Here is a 14,364-nt window from a genome sequence, read left to right on the forward strand (position 1 = left end):
CGCATGCACATGATGGAAGAGCTCCTGGTCGTCACCACCGGTGGCACGATCGACAAGATCTACTTCGACGACAAGTCGGACTACCAGATCGGCGACCCCCAGATCGGCATGATCCTGCGCGAGCTGGGCGTGACGTTCCGCTTCAACGTGATTCCGATCCTGCGCAAGGATTCGCTGCACATCAACGATGAAGACCGCGAACTGATCCGCGCCACCATCGCCGCGCAGCCGACCCGGCACGTGCTGGTGACCCACGGCACCGATTCGATGGTGCAGACCGGCAAGGTGCTGGCGACGATCCCGGACAAGACCATCGTGATGACCGGCGCGCTGAGCCCGGCGCGTTTCCGCGGTTCGGATGCGGAGTTCAACATCGGCTGCGCGATCGGTGCGGTGCAGTCGTTGCCGAGCGGCGTGTACATCGCGATGAACGGGCGGATTTTCGACCCGCAGCACGTGCGCAAGAACGTGGCCGCGAACCGCTTCGAATCGGTTTGAGGAACGGCGTGCCGACCAGGGTCGGCACCCACCACGACGCGGCGGCACGCACACCGCGCGGCCCCATGCAAAAACGCCCCGGCCTAAGCCGGGGCGTGCCCATGGAGAGGGGCTTGGGCTCAGTACTGGGCGTTGAGGGTCAGGCCCGAGAAGGTGCTGTACGCCTTCACCCGCACATACCAGGTGCCGGCGGCGGGGCTGTTGACGGTGCAGGTTTCAGCATTGCCGCTCAGGTACGGACGGCAGGTGTACACCGTGTCGGTCGGGGCACTGCCCTGGCGCAGATACAGGTCGGCGTCACCGCTGCCGCCACTGATCGCCACGCGCAGCTGGGTGCTGCCGGCCGGAACGTTCACGGTGTAACTCAGCGAAGCGCCGCTGGCAGCGCCCAGGCCGGTCACCGGAACGTTGTTCTGCAGCACGTTGCCACCCGGGTTCGGGCCGCCGCCGTTGATCGCTGCAGCGACCGCCGCGTCGGCGTCGATGATGCCGGCGCCGCAGCCACCCGAGCAGGCGCCCGGCAGCGGGCGTGCGGTGCTCTTGATGATGCTCTCCACCTGCGCCGGGCTCAGCGGGCTCGGGGCTACGGATTGCATCAGCGCGACCACGCCGGCCACATGCGGTGCTGCCATCGAGGTGCCGTTGTACGAAGCGTAGCTGGCACTGCCCGGGGTGGTGGTGCCGCTGTTGAGGGTGGACAGGATGCCCTGGCCCGGTGCCGAGATATCGATGCCGTTGCCATAGTTGGAGAAGCTGGCACGCGCACCGGCCGAGGTGGTGGCCGCCACCGCGATCACGTTCGGGCAGTTGGCCGGCACCGACGAGGACACGTTGGTGTTGCTGTTGCCGGCGGCGACCACCACGGTGGTGCCACGGCCGACAGCGCCATTGATCGCGTTCTGGTAGGTGGTCGAGCAGCTGCCACCGCCGCCCAGCGAGAGGTTGATGACCTCGGCCGGGTTGGCATTGGCCGGCACGCCGCTGACGCTGCCGCCGGAGGCCCACACAATCGCGTCGGCGATGTCAGAGGTGTAACCGCCGCACTTGCCGAGTACGCGCACCGGCACGACCTTGGCGTTGAATGCGGTACCTGCCACGCCGGTGCTGTTGTTGGTCACCGCCGCCACCGTACCGGCGACGTGGGTACCGTGCCAGCTGGAGTTCGAACCCGGGTAGCCCGCCTGGCACTCGTTGTCGCCGTACCAGTCGCCCTCATCGTTCGGGTTGTTGTCGCGGCCGTTGCCGTCGCGCGCCATCGCCGCATCGCTGATGAAGTCGTAGCCCGGCAGGATGTTGGCATTGAGGTCGGCATGGTTGGTGATGCCGGTGTCGATCACCGCCACGACCACACCGGTGCCGGTGGCCTTGTCCCAGGCCGGCCGGATGTTGATGCCGGCATTGGAGGTGCCAAAGCCCCATTGCTCGCTGAAGCGGGTGTCGTTCGGGGTCAGCGTGGCACGCATGATCTGGTCGACTTCAACGTATTCCACGTTCGGGTCGGCGGCCAGCTTGCGCATCAGCTGCTCGGATTCGGCCTGGTCGAGCGGACGATCGGTCTTGACCAGGGTCGGGCCGACGGCCAGCTTGCGGACCTGCTGCAGGCCCAGCGCGCGGCCCTGGCTGCTGGCCAGGCCGGCGGCGGCACTTTTCAGTGAAGAGGCCAGTGCGGTGGTGTTGGCCACCGGCGCGCTGCCGTCGCGGTACTTCACGATGAAGCGCTGGTGGGTCGGCGCGGACTGCAGGCCGCTGAGCTGGACATCACCGGCCAGCGCAGGCGTGGCCAGCAGCAGCGATGACAGAACGGACGCACCAAGGACCACCCACACTCGACGCACACGCGGTTGCGTTACCTGGGACATCGTATTTCCCTTTCTTGTGGTGTGAATGCCGGAATCGGCAGAAGCACCGGCCCGAACCCTGGGCTGGCTTGCATTGGCGAGGTTCGAAGTCCGGCGAGCCAGCGGATCCCCCTTCCGATCCGCCGTGCAGATGACGCTAATGACCAAAACCGGACACCACAAGATTTTCAGCGTCTTTTCAGCAAGATGAAATGTTCGTTCTGAGACTTCCCGGGTCGAGGGTTTGTGAAGGTGAAGGAACTTTCTCGTGCCCTGCACGCACCTGACTGGGTCATCACATGTCCTGCGATGACTTTGCCGACATCGGCGTCCACTGCTGTCACCAACGACCGCGGAGCGCCTGCCCGCCGCGTCGGACGCGCTGACTACTTTGCCTGCGGAACGCGCGCCGGCCGGATGTGCTGCCCTTTGACCGGCTCGCCGCGTGCAACCGGCTGGCCATCGGCCACGTAGCCGGAGAACTGTGCCGGCAACGCTTCGCCGACACCGAACACGGGCCCGGCCTGCAGCTGGTAGTGCAGGTGCGGCTCGGAGGAGTTGCCGCTGTTGCCACAGTCACCGAGGTGCGCGCCGCTGCGGACAACCTGTCCCTGCGCAACGCGCACACTGCCCTGGCGCAGGTGCGCCAGCACCGAGTACTCCTCATTGCCGTGGTCGAGGATGACGCGGTTGCCGGTGAGCTGGGCGGCATTCATCTGGCCCGGCACGTTGTCGGCCACACCCTCGATCACTTCCACCACCGTGCCATCGGCTGGCGCGAGGATCGGGCGACCGAAGCAGTAGTAGTCATCGTTGCGCAGCCCATCGCCACGGTGCGAGCGGCCATCGCGGAGCACCAGCAGATCCAGCGCGAAGCGCTGGCCGGCATGGGCCGCATGGTAGTTCTGTTCGACAGTACGCCCGCCCCAGAACACGAAGTACTCATCGTCGAACGGCAGTTGCAGCCGTGTGCGGGTCTGGTAGTCGAGGAACCCGCTCGCCGCTGCCTGCGGCGGTGCGGTCTGTAGCGGGCGGATGTAGAAGCCGCCGATCCGCCCTTCGGCATCGATGGCCCACAGCACCTGGATGATGGCCGGGCTTCTGGCGAAGCGCGCCTGCCGCAGATAGGTGTCGAATCCATCAACCTTCTCGACCTTCTCACTGACCAGCTCGGTTTCTGCGCCCCAGCCCGCCAGCACCTGCTCGCGCAGCGCCACCAGGCTCTGCGAGGACTGCAGCCCCGCCTGCATCTGCGGCGTCATCCGTTCCCACAGTGCGTCGACGTGCCCTTCGTAGAACTGCGTGGTCAGCGTGGCGCCTTGTTGGCGCGCATCTGTGGCCGCAGCCGCACTGGTGAGAGCAGAGAAGGAAACAACCAGAACTGCAAACAGGCGCGGAAGCAATGTCATGTCAGGGGTCCTTTCGATCCGGATCGGGAAGGCCGGCAACGATGGCCGCCAGCTGCGTGCGGTACTCGGCCAGGGCAGTGCGGCCCCTCGGCGTCAACTGCAAAGTGGTCAGTGGGCGCTTGCCGCGGAACGACTTGTCGATGGCGACCAGACCTGCCGCTTCAAGCTTGCTCAGATGGCTGGAGAGGTTGCCCTTGCTCAACCCGCTGAGATGCTCGACAAATCCGAACTCGGCGGATTCGGCACCTGCCAGGATCGACAGGATCAGCAGGCGCGCCGGCTCGTGGATCAAGCGGTCGAGCTGGAGCAGCGCTCTGGAATCAGGCAGCTGGGTCATTCGACGTTCGTCCGCGCCGCCATGAACGCGCGCATCTCCACCTGCAGCCGCTGGAAGCGCTGGTGGTCACGCCAGCCGACCACGATCAGTGCGATGGATGCCAAGGGGAACACCGCGGTGCTCGGGCCGAAGCCGTACGCCTGCCCGGTGAAGGCCAGCGCGGCCTGGCACAGCAGGAACACGCCCACGATGAACTCCAGCGGTGTCCGCAGCCAGCGCCACACCACCCAGGGCAACAATGCCACCACGACCAGGTAGCCAATGGCGCGCAGGTCCCAGGCGCGTTCGCCCATCGGTACCAGCCGGGTCAGCACGCTGCCGATCACCAGCACGCTTACCAGCGCGGTGAAGGCGATGAAGAAGCGCTGGAAATTGCGTTCGACCGGCGTGACCTGCTCTTCGACCTGGCCCAGCCGCTGGTAGTAGCGGCGTACCATCCATTGCTTGCCGACGATCCACAGCACCGGCACGGCAATCAGCACGATGCGCAGCGCCAGGGTGGTCGGCAACAGAGCGCCGGCAAGAAACGAGGCCAGGCAGGCGATGCCGCCTGCCATCGCCGACAGGCCCCCGGCACTTCGCGAATACCGCGAGTATTCACGGGTCAGCGCCTGCAGGCGCGAGGAAGGATCAATGACGGATGGCTGCTGCATGACACGCTCCATCGGGGTCGCTTGAATTTAGTTTGCATTGCAAACATATTTGCGTCAACTAATCACCTACTGCGGTCTGGCGGGCGCGCCCACAACGCAGAAAGCCCGTCACAGGGACGGGCTTTCCAGAGGCGCAGTCGAGCATGGCTCGACGCTACGGTTCGGCGTGGGTGATCAGCCCAGCTTGACCAGCCAGTTGTGGCGGTCCGGCAGGCGGCCGTACTGGATGTCGGTCAGTTCCTTGCGCAGCGACATGGTCACTTCGCCGGCCGGGGCATTGATGTCCCCCACCGAGAAGCCCTCGCCCTTCAGCTGGCCGATCGGGGTGACCACCGCCGCGGTGCCGCAGGCGAACACTTCGGCGATCTCGCCGGAGGCAACGCCATCCTTCCACTCGTCGATGCTGACCTTGCGCTCTTCGACCTTCATGCCGCGGTCGCGGGCCAGCTGCAGGATGCTCTCGCGGGTGATGCCCTCGAGGATGCTGCCCGAGAGCTGCGGGGTGACCAGCGTGCCGTCCTTGTAGACCAGGAACACGTTCATGCCACCCAGTTCTTCCAGGTACTTGCCTTCGACCGGGTCGAGGAACAGCACCTGCGAGCAGCCCTGTGCCTGCGCCTTCTGCTGCGGCAGCAGCGAGGCGGCGTAGTTGCCGCCGCACTTGGCGGCACCGGTGCCCCCCTTGGCCGCACGTGCGTACTCGGTCGACAGCCAGATCGACACCGGAGCGACGCCCTTGGCGAAGTACGGACCGGCCGGGCTGGCGATGACGTAGTAGCCGGCCTTGTGCGCGCCGCGCACGCCGAGGAACGCTTCGTCGCCGATCATGAACGGGCGGAAGTACAGGCTCGACTCATCGGCCGACGGCACCCAGTCACTGTCGACCGCGATCAGCTGCTTCAGCGATTCGACGAAGATCTCCACCGGCAGTTCCGGCAGCGCCAGGCGCTGCGCCGAACGCTGCAGGCGACGGCCGTTGGCATCCGGGCGGAAGGTCCAGATCGAGCCGTCGGCATGGCGGTAGGCCTTGATGCCTTCGAAGATCTCCTGGCCGTAGTGCAGCACGGCCGCGGCCGGGTCCAGCTGCAGCGGGCCGTAGGCACGCACGTTGGCGTTGTGCCAGCCGGCATCCTTGTCCCAGCGCACTTCCACCATGTGATCGGTGAAGTGCAGGCCGAAGCCCGGCTTCTCCAGGATCTTGGCGCGCTCTTCAGCGCTGCGCGGGTGGTCCGAACGGGTGACGGCGAAGCTGGGAATGGACTGGGACACCGGAGATTTCCTGTTCTGGTTGCGGGTAATGCCGGGCCCGCGTCACTGCGGGCCGTGGGTCAAAGCATGCCGGTCTCGAGCCGGGCCGCCTCGGACATCATGTGCTGGTTCCACGGCGGGTCGAACACCAGGTCGACGTCGGCCTCGGCCACCGTCGGGATCATTTCGAGCTTGCTGCGCACGTCGTCGACCAGGATCTCGCCCATGCCGCAGCCCGGTGCGGTCAGGGTCATCTTCACGTCGATCTCCCGCTTGCCTTCGTCCAGGTGCTTGATTTCGACCTCGTAGACCAGGCCCAGTTCGACGATGTTCACCGGAATTTCCGGGTCGAAGCAGGTGCGCAGCTGCTGCCATACCAGCTGTTCCACCTGTTCATCGGTGGCATCGGCGGGCAGTTCCAGCGGTGCCGGCGCCTCCTTGCCGATGGCGTCGCCGTCCTTGCCGGCGATGCGGAACAGGTTGCCCTCGACAAACACCGAATAACTGCCGCCCAGCGCCTGGGTGATGTACCCATAGCTGCCGGCAGGCAGGGTCACGGTGTCGCCCTGCGGGACCATCACGGCCTCGCAATCGCGTTCGAAGTGGACAGGTTCGCTGCTACGGGAATACATGGGGACCGATATGGGGCCGTGGCCGGGGCCACGCAAGACGGCATTCTAGCCCAGCCGCCCTGCGGCCGCCGGTGCACTGCGGCAAACCACAGTATCCTGTGGGTGATCTTCAGGGAGCTTCGATGTCCTCCAATGCCGCGCGTGCCAGGACCGTGACCTGGCTCTGGCCCCTCATGCTGTTGCTGGGTCTGGTTGTTGCTCCCCTTGCCTGGATGGTGCTGGCGCTGATGACCGGCCGGCAGGTCGGCTGGATGGCGGTACTGACCGCCCTGGAACTGGTGTTCATGCTGCGCATGGGTACGCTGGGCCCGGGCCGGTTGCGCATCGCGCTGGTCGTACTGGGCACGCTGCTGGTGGCCGCCGTGGCCAACTGGGCCATCGCCAGCGCCTGGATGGGCGGCTCGATCGGGCTGGATCTGTGGGACGCCACGATGCGGATGGGCCCGCACCTGGCCTGGACCCTGATCACCCTCGCCAATGGCGCAATGGAATGGCTGTGGCTGGCCCTGGGCGTGGCCGTGGGCGCCTGGCTGGCGCGCTGACCGCGCAGATTCACGCCACGCGTGGATGAGGGTAGCGCCGGGCCATGCCCGGCGAGCGCAGCGGTCCGCACGAAACGCCGCCGGGCATGGCCCGGCGCTACCGGTACGGCCTCAATGTCCGCCGTCGAGCGCCTTCAGTTCGCTCACCAGCGAGGCTGCCGCTTCCGCACCGTCGCCGTACAGCATGCGGGTGTTGTCGGCGTAGAACAGCGCATTCTCGATGCCGGCAAAGCCGGTGCCCTTGCCACGCTTGATCACCACCACGTTGCGCGCGTTGACCACGTCCAGCACGGGCATGCCGTAGATCGGGCTGGCCGGGTCGGTGCGCGCCACCGGATTGACCACGTCGTTGGCACCGATCACCAGCACCAGGTCGGTGTTGGCGAACTCCGGGTTGATGTCGTCCATGTCGGCGATCAGGTCGTAGGGCACGCCCGCTTCGGCCAGCAGCACGTTCATGTGCCCGGGCATGCGCCCCGCCACCGGATGGATCGCGAACTTCACCTTGACCCCACGCTGGCCAAGCCGCTGCGCCAGTTCCCAGATCTTGTGCTGCGCCTGCGCTACCGCCATGCCGTAGCCGGGCACGATCACCACGCGCTCGGCGTAGGCCATCATCGCCGCGACATCCGACGCTTCAATCGGCTTCTGCGCACCCGTGATCGCCTGCGCTTCCCCGCCGGCACCGCCGCCGAAGTTGGAGAACAACACGTTGCGGATCGGCCGGTTCATCGCCTTGGCCATCAGCCGGGTCAGCAGGATGCCCGCCGCGCCGACCATCATGCCGGCGATGATCAATGCCTCATTGCCCAGCACGTAGCCTTCGAACGACACCGCCAGGCCGGTGAAGGCGTTGTACAGCGAGATCACCACCGGCATGTCGGCGCCGCCGATCGGCAGCGTCATCAGCACGCCCAGCGCCAGTGCCAGCACGAAGAAGGCGACGATCGCCCAGGTGTGGAGCGTGCTCGCGGCGATGATCGCCAGCACCACCACCGCCAGTGCCACCAGCAGGTTCATCACCTGCTGGCCGGGCCAGGTCACGCGCTTGTCCAGGCGCCCATCCAGCTTGGCCCAGGCGATCACCGAGCCGGACAGCGACACCGCACCGATGGCCGCGCCGACCACCGCCAGCAGCAGCACCATGCCCGACGGCTGCCGTGCGGCCAGGTCGGCCAGCGCCTGCGCGCTCCAGTGGCTGGTATCGCGGTTGGCCAGGAAGGCGTAGCGCAGCAGTTCCACTGCACCGATCGCCGCCGCCGAGCCACCGCCCATGCCGTTGTACAGCGCCACCATCTGCGGCATGTCGGTGATGGCAACCTTGCCGGCCGACCACCAGGCCAGGCCGGCGCCGAGCAGCAGCGCCACCAGGATCAGCGGCACGTTGTGCAGTTCGGGCAGGAAGAACGTCGCCACCGTGGCCAGCAGCATGCCCAGCCCGGCCCAGCGGATGCCGCTGCGCGCAGTCAGCGGCGAGGCCATGCGCTGCAGGCCCAGCAGGAACAGCGTGGCGGCGACGAGGTAGCTGGCCTTGACCAGCCAATCGAGCAGTTCGACGGTGCTGATGTTCAAGCCTGCGGCTCCTTCGACTCGTCCTTGCCGCCCTTGGGCGCGCTCGGCTTGAACATTTCCAGCATGCGCGCGGTGACCACGTAGCCACCGGCGGCGTTGCCGGCACCGAGCACCACGGCGAGGAAGCCCAGCGCTTTCTCCAGCGGTGTCTGCGCATGCCCCAGCACCACCATCGCACCGATCAGCACGATGCCGTGGATGAAGTTGGAGCCCGACATCAGCGGGGTATGCAGGATCACCGGCACCCGCGAAATGATCACGTGGCCGGCGATGGCTGCCAGCATGAAGATGTACAGCGCTACGAACCCGTCACTCACTGGCAACGCTCCTGCTCTGTCTTCGTCGTCCCATCATAACCATGGGCTGAACCCGGTGCGCGCCCGGCGTCAACCGAAGCCGCGCTCACGCGTTGTCGATGGTGACCCCGAGCGAGGAACCGTACCCTGTGCTGGTGAGCAGCCCCGTCCCCCCGAGCGCCGAGACCGATGCCCTGCCGGCGTCGCTGGAAGCGTTCCTGGCCAGCGTCGGCCCGCGTGCGTTCCGCTTCGCCGAGGCCGGCCTGCGCCAGCGCGAAGACGCCATGGACGCGGTGCAGGACGCGCTGCTGCGCATGCTGGACTACGCCGACAAGCCGGCGGCCGAATGGGCGCCGCTGTTCTGGAGCATCCTGCGCCGGCGCGTGATCGACGTGCAGCGCCGGCGCCGCTTCCGCCTGCCGTTCTGGCGCGACAACCAGGACGCGGAAGGCGGCGGGATCGATTGGGCCGATCCCGGCCCGGACCCGGCACAGGCGCATGAACAGCGCCAGCAGTACCAGCAGCTGGTGGACGCGTTGCGCCGCCTGCCCGCCCGCCAGCGCGAAGCCTTCACCCTGCGCGTGCTGCAGGACCTGGACGGGGCCACCACCGCCCGCGCCATGGGCTGCAGCGAAGGCGCGGTAAAAACCCATCTGGCACGCGCCCGCCAGGCGCTGCAGGATTACCTGGAGATCCACCCGTGAACCGCTCCCTGCCTTCCGATGACACCCTGCGCAGCCTGCATGCACAGTCGCTGCACGCGCTGTCGCCGGCGACGCTGGCCCGGCTGCGCCAGGCTCGCCACGGCGCCACGGCCGCCCATCGCGGGCGCTGGCGCTGGTGGCTGGCCAGTGCCTGTTCGCTGGTGGTGGCACTGGGTATCGGCCTGCAGTTCAGCGGCCATGGCACGCTGACGGGCTCTGCGCCGGCACCTGTGCTTGCCTCGGTGGAAGACAACAGCGCGCTCTACGACGAAAATCCCGATCTGTACCTGTGGCTGGGCGATACCGACCTGGCGATGGAGTGAACCATGCCCCGATTCAATCTCCTGCCGCTGCTGCTGACCCTGTCGCTGCTGCCGGCCCTCCCGGCACTGGCGCAGAGCGCCGCGCCCGCCCCTGCCGCACGCCCCGCGCCGCTGCCGGTTTGGGAACAGTTGAGTGAAGCACAGCGGGAATCCCTGCTGGCACCGCTGCGCGACCGCTGGAACAGCGCCGATGCCGGCCAGCGCCAGCGCATGCTCTCGCATGGCCAGCGCTGGCAGTCGATGAGCCCTGAGGAACGCGACAAGGCCCGGCGTGGCCTGCGCCGCTTCGAGCACATGAGCCCGGAACAGCGTGAGCAGGCCCGGGCCCTGTTCGGCCAGATGCGGGATCTGCCGCCCGCGCAGCGCGACGCACTGCGCGAGCGCTGGTCGCTGATGACGCCGGAACAACGCAAGGACTGGGTGCGCGAGAACCCGCCGCCGGCGAAGCCGCGGTAACGCCTCCGCTTCGGTAGCGCCGGGCCATGCCCGGCGGATTTCCGCATACCGCTGCGCTCGCCGGGCATGGCCCGGCGCTACCGACTCACGCCTGCCAGCGCGTCTTCGCCAGCAGCTCGTCGTCCCAGTCGAAACCGAGCTGGCCTTCGCGCACGAACAGCGCGACGAAGTTGAGCAGGTTGCGCGCATACATCTCGCTGGCCTGCGTTGCACCGCGGCTGGCCAGGCCCAGCGGGCCATCGATGGTCACGCCCTGATGCTCGATGCACTGCCCCGGCTGGGTCAGTGCGCAGTTGCCGCCGCTCTCCGCCGCCAGATCCACGATCACGCTGCCGGTGGCCATGCCTTCCACCATTGCGGCAGTCACGATCGTCGGCGCCGGTCGCCCCGGAACCGCAGCGGTGCAGATCACCACATCCACACCACGCAGGTGGTCGGCCAGGCGGCGCTGCTGCTCGGCACGCTCTTCATCGGTCAACGCGCGCGCGTAACCGCCCTCGCCCGCCGCGCTCACCCCGAGGTCGAGAAAGCGCGCGCCCAGCGACTGGATCTGCTCGCGGGTTTCCGGGCGCACGTCGAAGCCTTCCACCTGCGCACCAAGACGCCGGGCAGTGGCAATGGCCTGCAGGCCCGCCACGCCCGCACCGATCACCAGCACCTTGGCCGGTCGCACGGTGCCGGCAGCAGTGGTCAGCATCGGGAAGAAACGGGGCGCGCGTTCGGCCGCGATCAGCGCCGCCTTGTAGCCGGCCATGCCGGCCTGCGAACTGAGCACGTCCATCGCCTGCGCGCGGGTGGTGCGCGGCAGCTGCTGCAGCGGGAACAGCTGCAGGCGGTCGCCAGCGGCCAATGCCGCAAGCGCCGGATCACTGGCCGGGGCCAGCAGGCCAACCACGCTGGCAGCGGGCTTGAGCTGCTCCAGGACCAACGCCGGCGGCGCCTGCACGCACAGCAGGATATCGATCTCGCCCCAACGGCCCGCGTCGAACACACGTGCGCCGGCATCGTCATAGGCCGCATCGGTGAAGCCTGCGGCCAAGCCGGCGCCAGCCTCGTACCAGACGGTAATGCCGAGGGCACCGAGCTTGCGCGCGGTTTCCGGCGTCAACGCCACGCGCCGTTCGCCCGGCGCGGTCTCCTTGATCCCCAGCAACGCCACGGCCATGCAGGTCCCCGCTGATCGGTGAGTTTTCCCGATCCTAGCAGGCAGCCACCGCTCAGTGCAGGGTGGCGCTGCCCGGGTCCAGCCGATCGATCACACCCTGCATCGCGCTGTCGAAGGCGCCATCGTCGACGTGGGCGCGCAGCCGGCCCAGCCGCACCATCACCGCCAGTTCCTCCGGCGAGGCCACGCAGAAGCGCACGCCGCGGCGGTTGACGAACAGCAGGCGCGAGGAGATCGGGCTGACCCAGGACAGCTTGCCGGCCTGCACCTTGCCGTCCTTGTCGACGAAGTCCAGCCAGTTGCCGATTTCCATGCGGCGGAAGCGGTCGGCGTCGGCGTTGTCGAAGTCGTCGGCGTCGATCTGCCCGCCCAGCTCGACCGCGGGCGATTCAGCCACCGGCGGCGCCGGCAAGGCAACCTGCGGCAGTTCCGGCAGCGCGCGCTGCAGTTCCGGGCGCGATTCAGCAATGCCCTGCAGGGTGTCATGCAAGGCGTCGATGGCACCGGTGGCGGCATCGCCGTGCACGCCGACACTGGCAAATACCTTGGCCAGCACCGGCTGCCAGGCCTGCAGCCACGGCTTGCCGACGATCTGGCGGCGGGCCTCGGCCACTTCCTCCAGCAGGCCGTCAGCCAGGCTCAGTGCCTCGGCCACCGACGCGCCCTCCTCGCCCTCGCGCAGCAGCGCCAGGGTCAGGTGGTGCTGCCACGGCTGGCGCAGGAACTCGGCGATGGCCGGCGGCAGGGTGGCATCGCCGATGCGGCGGTCCAGTTCGGCACCGGCACGGCTGCGGGCCATTTCCAGCTTTTCCTGCCCGCGCTGCGTTTCGGCGGCGCGACGCTCGGCGATTTCCACGCGGCGGCGATGCTGCACGAGGAACTCGCGGAATTCTTCTTCCAGGGTCAGGAAGATCGCCAGGTTCTCGTTGAACTCGGCCACCAGCCGTTCGATGATCTCCTCGACCTTGGCCATCAGCATGCGCTCGGCCTGGCTTTCGCCGGTATTGCCTTCGCAGGCTTCGGCCAGCGAGTTGAGCAGCTTGCGTGCCGGGTGGGTCTTCTGCACGAACATGCGGCGGTCGAGCATCGCCACCTTGACGAAGGGCACCACCAGGCGGCCGATCAACTCGCGTGAGCGGCCTTCCAGCTCGCGTTCGTCCAGCATCACGTCGAACAGCATGCCGACCAGATCAATCGCGTCCTCGTCCTGCGGGTCCAGCCGGGTCTGGCCGGGATCGACGCCAAGCCGGGTGGCGCTGGACAGCACTTCACTCTTCAATCGCTGCGCCAACGATTCGCCGTCCTCGCCGATGGCCGCACGCAGCGTCGCACTGGGCGTGGCCTGCAGCAGCGACAGCACCGACATCATCTCGCGCTGGCTCAACGGGCGGTGCTGGCCAACCGCGACCTGCGCGGCCGAGGTGGCGTCCTCGCGAACATGGCGGGTCTGCTGCAGCAGCTCATGCAGGGCCTCCAGCAACATCCCCTGCTGGCCGGCATACGCCTCGCCGCTGCCGGCATCCTCGCCCCCGAGGTGCTGCTGCATGTGGCCACGGCGCTCGGACCAGCGCGCGGCGAACCGCTGCGCCCAGGCCGGCGCGGCCTGTTCATCATCGCTGAATTCGGATTCGAAGCCCGCCGCGTGGCGCGGCTCGACCAGATCGTCCGTCCCCGGCGCCATGCGCGGGTCGGGCGCGGCCGACAGCGGACGCCGCGGCGCCCCCATCTGCGACATCACGCCAGCGGCGGCCAGCTGCTCGTCCAGCTTCTCGTAGATGCGGCCCACCGGCGCGCGCAGGTCGCGTTCGCACAGCTTGATCAGCACCAGGTGCACTTCCGGCGCCAGCTCGCAGCCGGCAAAGGCCTCATGGATGGCCACACCCAGGTGCTCGGGGCTGACCGGATTGTGGTCGGCATCCAGCTCGGCGCCGCCGATCAAGCGGCCCAGGCGCCGGTCCAGCCGCGCCAGCACCGGCTTGAAGTCGCGCAGCAGCACGGTGGCGAAATTGCGCACCGCCAGCCTCGACTCCAGTACATGTTCAGCCAGCAGGCTCAGGCCATCCTCGGCCGGTCCGGACAGGGTGGCTTCGGCCGACAGCGGCTCGCCACTGGCCAGTGCATCCCAGGCCCGCTGCAGGTGGCCGGCAAAGGCGGCGGCGATGTCCTCACGGCGGCGGCGCAGCTCGCGCATCGCATCCAGGAACAGCAGCTGCGACGAGCCTGCATTGCCGGCCCGGTCGAACAGTGCATCGTCGAAACGCGCCAGTGCGGCCCCGAAAGCCTGGCACAGCGCCGGCAGGACCATGTCCCGGGCACGCTGAAGCTGGACCGGGTCACGGCCCGGCGATCCCATCGGTGTGGGCGCGCTCATCATTCGGGAAGGCTCCCCACCTTCTCTGATACGACAGACAGCATGGACATCGCGACGACCGGCACACCCCATGTACCGGTACGTCGATGGTAGGCCGGCCAGCCCGTCACGGACAGTGAAACAGTCCTCACTTCAAACCTCATGACCGGCGGCCCGGCAAGATAGATATCGTAAGCCGTGCGAGGCCCACGAGGCGAGAGGAAGCGGTCGTCCCATTCCCGCCAGTGGCATGATGTTCATCACAGTTTGATATTCAGGGGCGAGACGCGACACAGACGGCGTCATTGACCACCCGGACTATAATCAAACACCCGTGATGA

At 67.7% G+C, this 14,364-nt stretch carries 15 protein-coding genes; 5 read left to right on the forward strand and 10 right to left on the reverse strand.

What is annotated here, in order from left to right:
* Window positions 1-12: 12 nt before the first annotated feature.
* Window positions 13-498 carry an asparaginase domain-containing protein gene (locus tag AC5P6E_RS09970; protein WP_010481766.1) on the forward strand — a complete coding sequence of 162 codons (486 nt, stop codon included), beginning with the start codon at window positions 13-15 and terminating at the stop codon, window positions 496-498.
* Between the two features lie 119 nt (window positions 499-617).
* On the opposite strand, the gene AC5P6E_RS09975 is transcribed toward AC5P6E_RS09970, so the two are convergent.
* From AC5P6E_RS09975 to sufT, 6 genes are all read right to left on the reverse strand, one after another.
* Complete coding sequence (locus tag AC5P6E_RS09975; RefSeq protein ID WP_019338133.1) at window positions 618-2,357, reverse strand: S8 family peptidase; 1,740 nt, start codon at window positions 2,355-2,357, stop codon at window positions 618-620.
* Between the two features lie 365 nt (window positions 2,358-2,722).
* Window positions 2,723-3,745: a peptidoglycan DD-metalloendopeptidase family protein gene (locus AC5P6E_RS09980; protein ID WP_019338132.1), complete on the reverse strand. Its 1,023-nt coding sequence runs from the start codon at window positions 3,743-3,745 to the stop codon at window positions 2,723-2,725.
* A gap of 1 nt (window position 3,746) precedes the next feature.
* Window positions 3,747-4,082, reverse strand: coding sequence for a transcriptional regulator (locus tag AC5P6E_RS09985; protein WP_010481771.1), 336 nt, complete (start codon window positions 4,080-4,082; stop codon window positions 3,747-3,749).
* On the reverse strand, window positions 4,079-4,735 hold the full coding sequence (locus AC5P6E_RS09990) for a hypothetical protein (RefSeq protein WP_019338131.1): 657 nt from the start codon (window positions 4,733-4,735) through the stop codon (window positions 4,079-4,081). Before AC5P6E_RS09990 ends, AC5P6E_RS09985 begins: the two co-directional genes overlap by 4 nt.
* Before the next feature lie 174 nt (window positions 4,736-4,909).
* Window positions 4,910-6,004 carry a branched-chain amino acid aminotransferase gene (locus AC5P6E_RS09995; RefSeq protein ID WP_019338130.1) on the reverse strand — a complete coding sequence of 365 codons (1,095 nt, stop codon included), beginning with the start codon at window positions 6,002-6,004 and terminating at the stop codon, window positions 4,910-4,912.
* A gap of 59 nt (window positions 6,005-6,063) precedes the next feature.
* On the reverse strand, window positions 6,064-6,615 hold the full coding sequence (gene sufT / locus AC5P6E_RS10000) for a putative Fe-S cluster assembly protein SufT (RefSeq protein WP_005415385.1): 552 nt from the start codon (window positions 6,613-6,615) through the stop codon (window positions 6,064-6,066).
* A 122-nt stretch (window positions 6,616-6,737) separates the two neighbouring features.
* Between sufT and AC5P6E_RS10005 the strand changes: the two genes are divergently transcribed.
* Window positions 6,738-7,157: a hypothetical protein gene (locus tag AC5P6E_RS10005; protein ID WP_019338129.1), complete on the forward strand. Its 420-nt coding sequence runs from the start codon at window positions 6,738-6,740 to the stop codon at window positions 7,155-7,157.
* Between the two features lie 111 nt (window positions 7,158-7,268).
* Here the strand turns inward: AC5P6E_RS10005 and AC5P6E_RS10010 are convergent, their stop codons facing one another.
* Together AC5P6E_RS10010 and AC5P6E_RS10015 are read right to left on the reverse strand one after the other, a co-directional pair.
* Window positions 7,269-8,729 carry an NAD(P)(+) transhydrogenase (Re/Si-specific) subunit beta gene (locus tag AC5P6E_RS10010; protein ID WP_329835195.1) on the reverse strand — a complete coding sequence of 487 codons (1,461 nt, stop codon included), beginning with the start codon at window positions 8,727-8,729 and terminating at the stop codon, window positions 7,269-7,271.
* Window positions 8,726-9,046, reverse strand: coding sequence for an NAD(P) transhydrogenase subunit alpha part 2 (locus AC5P6E_RS10015; RefSeq protein ID WP_019338116.1), 321 nt, complete (start codon window positions 9,044-9,046; stop codon window positions 8,726-8,728). Before AC5P6E_RS10015 ends, AC5P6E_RS10010 begins: the two co-directional genes overlap by 4 nt.
* A 98-nt stretch (window positions 9,047-9,144) precedes the next feature.
* Between AC5P6E_RS10015 and AC5P6E_RS10020 the strand changes: the two genes are divergently transcribed.
* Genes AC5P6E_RS10020 through AC5P6E_RS10030 form a run of 3 tightly spaced genes read left to right on the forward strand, consistent with a single transcriptional unit; the run spans window position 9,145 to window position 10,508 of the window.
* On the forward strand, window positions 9,145-9,729 hold the full coding sequence (locus AC5P6E_RS10020; protein ID WP_019338115.1) for an RNA polymerase sigma factor: 585 nt from the start codon (window positions 9,145-9,147) through the stop codon (window positions 9,727-9,729).
* Entirely contained in the window at window positions 9,726-10,052 is a 327-nt protein-coding gene (locus AC5P6E_RS10025; protein WP_049408964.1) for a hypothetical protein, read from the forward strand. Before AC5P6E_RS10020 ends, AC5P6E_RS10025 begins: the two co-directional genes overlap by 4 nt.
* Before the next feature lie 3 nt (window positions 10,053-10,055).
* On the forward strand, window positions 10,056-10,508 hold the full coding sequence (locus tag AC5P6E_RS10030; protein WP_019338113.1) for a DUF3106 domain-containing protein: 453 nt from the start codon (window positions 10,056-10,058) through the stop codon (window positions 10,506-10,508).
* 85 nt (window positions 10,509-10,593) lie between these two features.
* On the opposite strand, the gene AC5P6E_RS10035 is transcribed toward AC5P6E_RS10030, so the two are convergent.
* Together AC5P6E_RS10035 and pacR are read right to left on the reverse strand one after the other, a co-directional pair.
* Window positions 10,594-11,673 (reverse strand): NAD(P) transhydrogenase subunit alpha, encoded by a 1,080-nt coding sequence (locus AC5P6E_RS10035; RefSeq protein WP_019338112.1) that lies wholly within the window; start codon window positions 11,671-11,673, stop codon window positions 10,594-10,596.
* A gap of 52 nt (window positions 11,674-11,725) precedes the next feature.
* Window positions 11,726-14,047 (reverse strand): PacR family protein, encoded by a 2,322-nt coding sequence (gene pacR, locus AC5P6E_RS10040; RefSeq protein WP_019338111.1) that lies wholly within the window; start codon window positions 14,045-14,047, stop codon window positions 11,726-11,728.
* Window positions 14,048-14,364 lie beyond the last annotated feature (317 nt).

It is taken from the genome of Stenotrophomonas sp. YJH_SMC_16 (assembly GCF_059367875.1).

Bases quoted from the DNA above. Each gene is read 5' to 3' on its own strand.
- AC5P6E_RS09970 (WP_010481766.1), top strand. From the start codon at position 13: ATGGAAGAGCTCCTGGTCGTCACCACCGGTGGCACGATCGACAAGATC.
- AC5P6E_RS09975 (WP_019338133.1), bottom strand. From the start codon at position 2,357: ATGTCCCAGGTAACGCAACCGCGTGTGCGTCGAGTGTGGGTGGTCCTT.
- AC5P6E_RS09980 (WP_019338132.1), bottom strand. From the start codon at position 3,745: ATGACATTGCTTCCGCGCCTGTTTGCAGTTCTGGTTGTTTCCTTCTCT.
- AC5P6E_RS09985 (WP_010481771.1), bottom strand. From the start codon at position 4,082: ATGACCCAGCTGCCTGATTCCAGAGCGCTGCTCCAGCTCGACCGCTTG.
- AC5P6E_RS09990 (WP_019338131.1), bottom strand. From the start codon at position 4,735: ATGCAGCAGCCATCCGTCATTGATCCTTCCTCGCGCCTGCAGGCGCTG.
- sufT (WP_005415385.1), bottom strand. From the start codon at position 6,615: ATGTATTCCCGTAGCAGCGAACCTGTCCACTTCGAACGCGATTGCGAG.
- AC5P6E_RS10005 (WP_019338129.1), top strand. From the start codon at position 6,738: ATGTCCTCCAATGCCGCGCGTGCCAGGACCGTGACCTGGCTCTGGCCC.
- AC5P6E_RS10020 (WP_019338115.1), top strand. From the start codon at position 9,145: ATGGTGACCCCGAGCGAGGAACCGTACCCTGTGCTGGTGAGCAGCCCC.
- AC5P6E_RS10030 (WP_019338113.1), top strand. From the start codon at position 10,056: ATGCCCCGATTCAATCTCCTGCCGCTGCTGCTGACCCTGTCGCTGCTG.
- AC5P6E_RS10035 (WP_019338112.1), bottom strand. From the start codon at position 11,673: ATGGCCGTGGCGTTGCTGGGGATCAAGGAGACCGCGCCGGGCGAACGG.
- pacR (WP_019338111.1), bottom strand. From the start codon at position 14,047: ATGATGAGCGCGCCCACACCGATGGGATCGCCGGGCCGTGACCCGGTC.